The sequence below is a fragment of the Methylomonas sp. genome (assembly GCF_023228165.1).
In the GTDB taxonomy this organism is placed as follows: Bacteria; Pseudomonadota; Gammaproteobacteria; order Methylococcales; family Methylomonadaceae; genus Methylomonas.
Genome location: NZ_JALOBS010000034.1, coordinates 40,214 through 48,957, shown reverse-complemented (window position 1 = coordinate 48,957; position 8,744 = coordinate 40,214). Strand labels below are relative to the sequence as shown.

The 8,744-nt window shown below is 51.2% G+C and carries 6 protein-coding genes; all 6 read left to right on the top strand.

What is annotated here, in order from left to right:
• On the top strand, window positions 1-1,245 hold a 1,245-nt coding region (gene glgA, locus M0R33_RS20095; RefSeq protein ID WP_292573567.1), incomplete at its 5' end, for a glycogen synthase GlgA.
• 79 nt (window positions 1,246-1,324) lie between these two features.
• The gene (locus M0R33_RS20090) at window positions 1,325-2,176 is read left to right on the top strand and encodes a type II and III secretion system protein (protein WP_292573566.1); all 852 of its coding nucleotides are present in this window, start codon (window positions 1,325-1,327) and stop codon (window positions 2,174-2,176) included.
• Between the two features lie 34 nt (window positions 2,177-2,210).
• Window positions 2,211-3,323, top strand: coding sequence for an alkene reductase (locus tag M0R33_RS20085; RefSeq protein ID WP_292573565.1), 1,113 nt, complete (start codon window positions 2,211-2,213; stop codon window positions 3,321-3,323).
• Window positions 3,324-3,342: 19 nt separating this feature from the next.
• Window positions 3,343-4,392 carry an NAD(P)-dependent alcohol dehydrogenase gene (locus M0R33_RS20080; RefSeq protein ID WP_292573564.1) on the top strand — a complete coding sequence of 350 codons (1,050 nt, stop codon included), beginning with the start codon at window positions 3,343-3,345 and terminating at the stop codon, window positions 4,390-4,392.
• A 46-nt stretch (window positions 4,393-4,438) separates the two neighbouring features.
• A complete protein-coding gene (locus M0R33_RS20075) occupies window positions 4,439-5,479 on the top strand; it encodes an extracellular solute-binding protein (protein ID WP_292573563.1) in 1,041 nt (346 codons plus the stop codon).
• Between the two features lie 3 nt (window positions 5,480-5,482).
• Window positions 5,483-8,707: an EAL domain-containing protein gene (locus tag M0R33_RS20070; protein WP_292573562.1), complete on the top strand. Its 3,225-nt coding sequence runs from the start codon at window positions 5,483-5,485 to the stop codon at window positions 8,705-8,707.
• Window positions 8,708-8,744 lie beyond the last annotated feature (37 nt).

The following is an 8,744-nucleotide window of genomic DNA, read 5'->3' as shown; positions in this document are numbered from 1 at the left end:
AATTGCGATGTCAATCTGTTGGAAACCCGCTTACCGGAAAGTGAAGTGGTAGTCTGGCTGGTGGATTATCCGGCTTTTTTCGGCCAACCCGGCAACCCGTACAACGATGAAAACGGCAATCCCTGGCCCGACATCGGCGACCGTTTCGCCTTGTTCTGCCGCATCGTCGTGGAAGTGGCGATGAATCGGGCCTACCTGGACTGGAAACCGGATGTGGTACATTGCAACGATTGGCAAACCGGCTTGATCCCGGCCTTGCTATCGCTGGAAGAACAGAGACCCTCCACGGTATTCACCATACACAACATGGCTTATCAAGGTGTATTCCCCAGCAGCACCTACACTTTATTAAATCTGCCCGGTCAACTCTGGCACCAGGACGGCTTGGAGTATCATGGTATGCTGTCCTTTATCAAAGGCGGCCTAAGTTATTCCGACCGTATCACAACCGTCAGTCCGACCTACGCTCAAGAAATCCAGACTCCGGAATTCGGATACGGTCTGGAAGGTTTATTGGGGCACCGGCAACATGAATTATCCGGAATTATCAATGGTATCGATCTGAAAGTCTGGAACCCGGAAACCGATCAAAAAATCGCCCAAACCTACAACATCAAAACCCTGCCCAAAAAAGCCTTGAACAAAACCGCATTGCAGGCCAGGCTGGGGCTGCCGGTTTCGGCCGAGGTACCTATGCTGGGTTTGATCGGCCGCTTGGTCGACCAAAAAGGTGTCGACCTGGTGCTGAGCTGCTTGAAAGAAATGGCCAGAATGCCGCTGCAATTCACCCTTTTGGGCAGTGGCGACACCAGCATACAGGTACGCTTGCAGGATTTCGCCCGTTTATACCCCGATAAAATTTCCATCACCATCGGTTACGATGAAAATCTGGCCCATCAAATCGAAGCGGGCGCCGATATGTTCCTGATGCCCTCGCGCTTTGAACCGTGCGGGCTCAATCAAATGTACAGCCAACGCTACGGTACCCTGCCCATCGTGCGCAAAACCGGCGGACTGGCCGATACCGTCGTCGATACACTACCGCAAAGCTTGGCGGACGGCACCGCCAGCGGTTTTGTATTCAACGATGCAGTGCCCGGTGCGTTAATGGAAACCATCAAACGCGGTTTGGTGCTGCATGCCAACAAGCCGCTTTGGCTAAAATTACAGCGCAACGCCATGAGCAAGGATTTTTCCTGGGAAAATAGCGCTAATCAGTATTTGTCTCTATACCGTGAAATATAAATCCCGGCTTTGTGTTTGTGTTAACCTCATAAGATCGTCAAGTCGATCCTATGAGGCGCCATGTCCGACCGATACAAGCTTGGATTTCGAGCCAAAAACCAAACAAACCCCATCGTTTAAACGACGTTATCAATCCCGGCTTTATGGCTGGCTTGCCGGTTTAGGACTGCTGTTTTTCCAATGCCTGGCGCAGGCCGACGACAGCGTCATCGAAATGATCGCGTTGCATAATCGCCCCGCCGCCGAAATACAACCTTTACTTGCCCCCATGCTGGAAGCAAACGAAGCGGTTAGCGGTGATGGCTTTAATCTGATTATCAAAACCAGCCCCCAACGTCTGGACACATTTCGCAGCCTTATCGATCAACTTGACAGCCGCCTGCACAACCTGCTTATTTCGGTCATGCAAAACAGCCATCAAACCGCCGATCAGCTTAACGCCGAAGCGGCCATCCAACTATCCCGCCAGTCGATTCGCATGCGGGGCATGAGCGGCGATACCCGCAATATCGACCAACAAAGAACAACCCAGCAATTGCGCACTCTTGAAGGCCAAGCCGCGCATATCCAGGCCGGCAATATCAGACCCGTGGAGAATTTCAGTTTTTACGGCACCCCTTATGGTTATTCCGGCATCACCAGCAACACTTACATGCAAGAAGCCAGCACGGGGTTTGCAGTCGTTCCGCGGCTGATCGGTAATAACGAAGTGATGGTCGATATTGAACCGTGGTCGGATCGCTTCACCAATAACGGTACGCTGGAAACCCGCAACCTGCGGACCTCGATACGCGGACGATTGGGCGAATGGCTTGAAATTGGCGGCGCGCGGGATCAACGGCAAACCGATCGGCAGGGATTCAATGGCCTCAATTACAGCACGCGTAACCGCAACCAGGGCACGCTGATTAAAATTGATTTGGCGGATTGATAGCGGATTACCTAGCTCATTTCATCCCTTAAGCATGAACAGACTCACTGATACCGATTTATTTCAGCCTGTCGACATAGGTGCGTGGCAGCTAGCCAACCGTATCGTCATGGCGCCGTTAACCCGTTGTCGGGTTAAGAACGACGGTATTCCGGGACCGCTGCAAGCTACTTATTATGCCCAGCGTGCCAGTGCCGGCTTAATCATCAGCGAAGCGACCAACATTTCGCCGCAAGGGCGTGGCTATGCCTATACCCCCGGCATATTTACCGAAGCCCAAATCCACGGCTGGCGACAAGTTACCGACGCGGTGCACGCCGGGCAAGGCAAAATTGTTTGTCAATTGTGGCATGTAGGACGTTTTTCACATCCATCGCTACAGCCGGATGGTAAACTGCCGGTAGCGCCATCGGCCATAGCCCCGGAAGGCGACACCTTTACCGAACAAGGCTTTCAACGCGTGCCGACCCCACGCCCACTGGAAACAGCCGAGATACCCGCCATCGTCGAACAGTATCGGCACGCCGCCCGCTGCGCCCGACAAGCCGGATTTGACGGTGTGGAAATTCACTCGGCCAACTGCTATTTGCTGGAGCAATTTATCCGCGATTCCACCAACCGCCGCAACGATCAATATGGCGGCAATATTGAAAATCGTACCCGCCTGGCGCTGGAAGTGGTCGAGGCCGTGACGACAGCTTGGGGAGACGGCAACCGTGTAGGCATCCGCCTGTCACCGGTCACCCCAAGTGCCGGCAATACCCCTCTGGATAGCAAGGTCATGGCCACCTATGGCTACCTGATCGAACAACTCAATCAATTTAATCTGGCCTATCTGCATTTCATCGAAGGCGCCACCCGCGATTCCCGCCGGATACCCGACCCTGTCGATCTGCAAAAATTACGTGCCTTGTTCAAAGGACCTTATATCGCCAACAATCGCTACAGCGCGGAACTGGCTTATCAAGTGCGCCGAAACGACACGGCCGACCTGGTGTGTTTCGGTCGTCCTTTCATTGCCAATCCGGACTTGGTGGAACGCTTGAAATCAGGCGCGGAACTCGCGGACGCCCCCAGCGAAACTTGGTACGGCGGCGATGCACGCGGATACACCGATTGGCCTAGCCTGGATTCGCCGCAAACCTAATGTACTTGGAGCCACAGACATGCTAAAAAGTTACGGATACGCTGCCTACAACTCGCAAACGCCGTTGCGCACCTATCATTTCGAACGCCGCGCCCCTGGTTCCAGCGACGTCTTGATTGAAATTTTATATTGCGGTGTCTGCCATAGCGACATTCATCAAGCCCGCAACGAATGGAAACGCACCAGCTACCCGGTTGTCCCCGGCCATGAAATTATCGGCCGCGTCATCGAGGTCGGCAGCGCAGTAAGCACCTTCCTGGCCGGCGAGTTTGTCGGCGTGGGCTGCATGGTCGATGCCTGCGGCAGTTGTCCGGACTGCCTGGACCATCAGGAACAATTCTGCGATAGCACGGTATTCACCTACAATAGCTTCGACCCACACACCGGCAAAATGACCTATGGCGGCTACTCCAACCAAATCGTGGTCGACCAGCGTTTTATTTTACGTTTGTCCGGTAAGCTGGATCCGGCGGCCGCGGCCCCGTTGTTATGTGCCGGCATCACTAGCTATTCCCCGTTACGGCATTGGGGAATCGGTAAAGGCCACAAGGTCGGCGTCGTCGGTCTGGGCGGTTTAGGCCATATGGCCGTCAAATTCGCGCACGCCTTCGGAGCTCATGTGGTGCTGTTTACCCGATCGGCCGATAAAGAGGAAGATGCCTTACGCCTTGGGGCCAATGAGATCGTTATCTCGACACAACCGGAGCAGATGCAACGGCACCTCGACAGCTTCGATTTCATTCTGGATAGCATCGCCGCCGCTCACGACCTTAATCAATATCTATCGCTATTAAAACGGGACGGCACCTTATGCCTGATCGGCATCCCCGACCAGCCCCACCCCACGCCCAGCGTGGCAAATTTGGTGTTCCGGCGCCGGAGTTTGGCCGGCTCCTTAATGGGCGGCATTCGGGAAACCCAGGAAATGCTTGATTTTTGTGCCGAGCATGACATCGTCGCGGATATCGAGCTGATTCCGATACAAGCCATCAACACTGCTTATGAAAGGATGCTAAAAAGCGATGTAAAATATCGCTTCGTGATTGATATGTCGACCTTGTGCGCTTGACCCGTCGCCAACATCGCGTCCGTAATTTATTAGCGTTTCGCCCACCATGCGCATTAAACTCTCAAAGCCCGGTTTTCCTATCGTTTGTCTACTGATACTGATGCTGGGCAAGCAGACCGCTGTGAACGCTGGGGAAATATTACGCGTTCTGGCTTGGCCTGGTTACGCCGACCCCGAGGTGGTGACACTTTTTAAACAACGCTTTAAAGTCGATGTCGAGCTGACCTTGGTAAACTCGGACGATGATCTCTGGTATAAAATCAGTACAGGTAACTTTGATGTTTTCGCGGTCAATACCGCTGAATTACAACGTTACATCGAACACAATCTTGCCATCCCCATAGACATCGATCAGATTCCCAATCATAAAAACCAGCTACCGCGCTTTCAAGATTTAACCGACATTCCCGGCTTGATGCATGACGACAAGCTTTATGCCATGCCTTATACCTATTCGGAAATGGGGCTGATTTATAATCGAAAAACCGTAAAATCCATACCGACATCCATGGCTGATATGTGGGACCTTGACTATCAGGGCCGTGTGTTGGCTTTTAATGCCAGCAATCATAATTTTTCGCTGGTCGGCCTGTTAATGGGTGTACAAAATCCTTTCCACATGAACGACGCCGAACTCACTCAAGCCGCCAAGCAATTAGTGAATTTGCGCCGTAATGTATTGACATTTTATTCCACTGCCGACGAAGCCGCCACACTGTTCTCCAAGTATGAGGTTGCTTTGGTTTTCGGTAATTACGGAGCCCAACAATTAAAAGCGCTGCGTGAAGCTGGCGCGGACATCGGCTACATTATTCCCAAGGAAGGTGCGCTGGCTTGGCTGGATTGTTGGGCAATTACCCCTGAAGCCGCCAATATGGAGCTAGCTGAAAATTGGATCAATTTCATGCTGGAGAATGCTATTAGTCGACAATTAACCGACAAACATGGTCTCGCCAACACCATCACTTCACCGCCGGAAAGCCGCCATAATGACAAAATTATCTGGCTGGAACCTTTGGCGGAACCCTTAAAACGCAAAGCTTTGTGGGACCGCATCATTTCCGGCGACAGCCCAGAAACTTTCTGAGCCATGCGATTAAGCGTAGGCATTAAGCTCGGTTTCTGGCTGGCGTTGTTCGGTAGTTTGTCTATCGGCCTGTTCGGCTATTATATTTTTGTCCGTAGCCAGGATTTATTAATCCAATCCTCAAAAGATAAGTTACTCACCGCCTCCCAGGTGTTTGCCCACCGGTTGACCGACGCATTAACAGATATCGCTGCCGATATAAAATTTATTAAAGCATTACCTCAATCGCGACAAATCATTGAACATAACCCTGAATCGGACAAGCAAGCACAACAACAACTCGCGCAAGTGTTTGCCAGTCTACTGTCCTCCCGACCGGAATATGCGCAAGTCAGACTGATAGATGCAGTCAATCACGGCAAGGAGCTAGTTCGGGTGGACCGGGATCTGACCGGTATTAAAATCATCTCGGGGCAAACACTACAAGAAAAAAACCATTTTCCTTATGTTTTCGAAACCTTGCTTTTACCGGCCGGGCAGCTTTACGTATCCGATATCAACTTAAACCAAGAGCTGGGCGCTCATCTTGGTTTCGGTCAACCAACGATCAGAATCGCCACCAAGATACAGAGCCAATCTTCCGATAAACAGGGCGTTATTGTCATCAATGTTAATCTCGACGATCTGTTCAACCAAATACGCGATGACTTGCCGGCCAATATCAATGCGCTGCTGACCAACATACACGGCGATTATTTAATCCATCCCAATCCCAACAAAACCTTTGCGTTCGAACAAGGTCGACAATTTCTGATTCAGGATGACATTGCGGTCAGTCAAGTCGTTCTCGACGGTAAAGCGCAAAACACCGTCACCATAACCAGCGCCATACCAGGCGGCACCTCTCTGGCGGCTTTTGTACGAGTGCCATTAGGAGATGGCAACGCTCATCGTATGGTCATGCTGGGTTTGTATACGCCGCTGGAAAGCGTGCTTGCGGAAAGTGAAATCCTCGGCTTCAACGTCATACAGGTCACCGCGTTGTTCGGTGTTCTGGCGGTATTGGTATCACTGATACTGGCACGTATTCTGGCCCAACCTCTTAATCAAATGACCAAAACCGTTTCTCAGTTCAAACTGGGCATGCCGCTGCCCAATTTACCGAGCCAAAGAAACGACGAAATCGGTTATCTGGCGAGCAGTTTCTCGACCATGGTAACCAATTTAAATCAACAGGTCGCGGCGCTGCACGCCTCGGAAACCAAGCTGCAAACCATCCTAGACAACATTCCGCTAGGCATCTGGCTAATCGGCATAGACGGACAATCGCGTTTTCTGAACAAAACCTTTCAGGAAGCCCTGGGTATGTCGGAAGAAGAGTTTTTTAACGCCCCCCATCTGTCTAAATTTCTGACTTTCGACGATACCCGCTCCACCGCCCTCTCCACCGACCACGAACCGGAGGTTTTGACATATAACGATGGCAGCCAACATATATTGGACATCAAAAAAGTCAAATTGTTGGATCGTAGCGGCGCGATAGCCGCACTCATTGGTATCGCTATCGACATCACCGAGCGTAAACACGCCGAACAAATTCTACGGTCCAGCGAGGAAAAACTCAGAACCATGTTTGAATTATCTCCGCTGGGCATGGCGCAAAACACCATGGATGGCCGTTATATAGAGGCCAACAAGGCTCTGCTGGATATGGTCGGCTACTCCTTGGAGGAATTGAATAGCATGAGCTATTGGGCATTAACACCCCAAGATTATGAACCGCAGGAACTGGCGCAATTGCAATCACTTAGCGATACCGGCAAATACGGCCCCTATGAAAAGGAGTATCTACACCGGGATGGTCATAAGACGCCCATTCGTCTGAACGGCGTGTTGATTAAAGGCAGTGACGGCCAGCAATATATCTGGTCCATCGTTGAAAATATTACCCAACAAAAACAATCGGAACAACTCATCTGGGAACAGGCCAATTTCGACCCGCTTACCGGACTGCCTAATCGGCGCATGCTTCATGATCGACTAGCCATCCAGATCAAAAAAGCCCATCGACGGCAATTACCCTTGGCATTGATATTTCTGGATCTCGACCGTTTTAAAGAGGTCAACGACACACTCGGGCACGCCATGGGCGACCTGTTACTCGTCGATGCCGCCCACCGACTACTGAGTTGCGTGCGGGAATCCGACACCGTGGCCCGCCTGGGCGGCGACGAATTCACCCTGATCCTGGATGAACTGGACGACATCTCCAGCGTCGAGCGCGTCATCCAGAATATCCTGCAGAAGCTGGCCGAACCGTTCCAGCTAAAGGATAAGCAAGCCTTTGTATCCGCCAGTATCGGTGTCACCATCTATCCAAAAGACGGCGACGATAAAGAAACTTTGATTAAAAATGCCGACCAGGCCATGTACACCGCCAAACAAAAGGGTCGGAATCGATATAGCTTCTTTACGGCTTCCATGCAGGAAGCCGCCATGATCAAAATGCAAACCGCCATTGATTTGCGTCATGCCTTGGCAGCAAATCAGTTCAAGCTGTATTACCAACCCATCGTACAGTTACAAACCGGCCGACTCCAAAAAGCGGAAGCCTTGCTGCGCTGGGAGCATCCTACCAACAGCCTGTTGTTCAACCCGAACAACTTTATTTCCATTGCCGAGGATATTGGTATTATTGGTGAAATTGGCGACTGGGTATTTACGGAAGCCACTCGCCAGGTCGCGAAATGGCGAGCCCACTATGATCCGGCATTCCAAGTCAGCATCAACAAATCGCCGCTACAGTTTTTTAAGGGCATCAATCAACACCGATTATGGCTTGATCATTTGCAGGCTTTAGGCTTACCCGGGGACTGCGTAGTCATCGAAATTACCGAAGGCCTGCTGCTGGAAGCAAGCTTGGAAGTCTCGGAAATTTTATCGATATTTCGCCAGGCTGGTATTCAAGTGTCACTGGACGATTTCGGCACCGGTTACTCTGCGCTGGCTTACTTGAAGAAATTTCATATCGACTATATCAAGATCGACCGGTCTTTCGTCAGCCACCTTTCTGCGCATTCCAACGATATGACGCTATGCGAAGCGATTATCGCAATGGCACATAAATTAGGCATTAAAGTAATCGCAGAAGGCATCGAAACCACTCTGCAACGCAATTTACTATTGGAGGCAGGCTGCGATTATGGGCAGGGCTATTTGTTTGCCAAACCATTGCCCATCGCAGAATTCGAGCAACTGCTGAGCCGACAGACTAGCGCTATTTTATGACCCGCAACATCTGCTTAAATGGATCGCTGAAGATTGG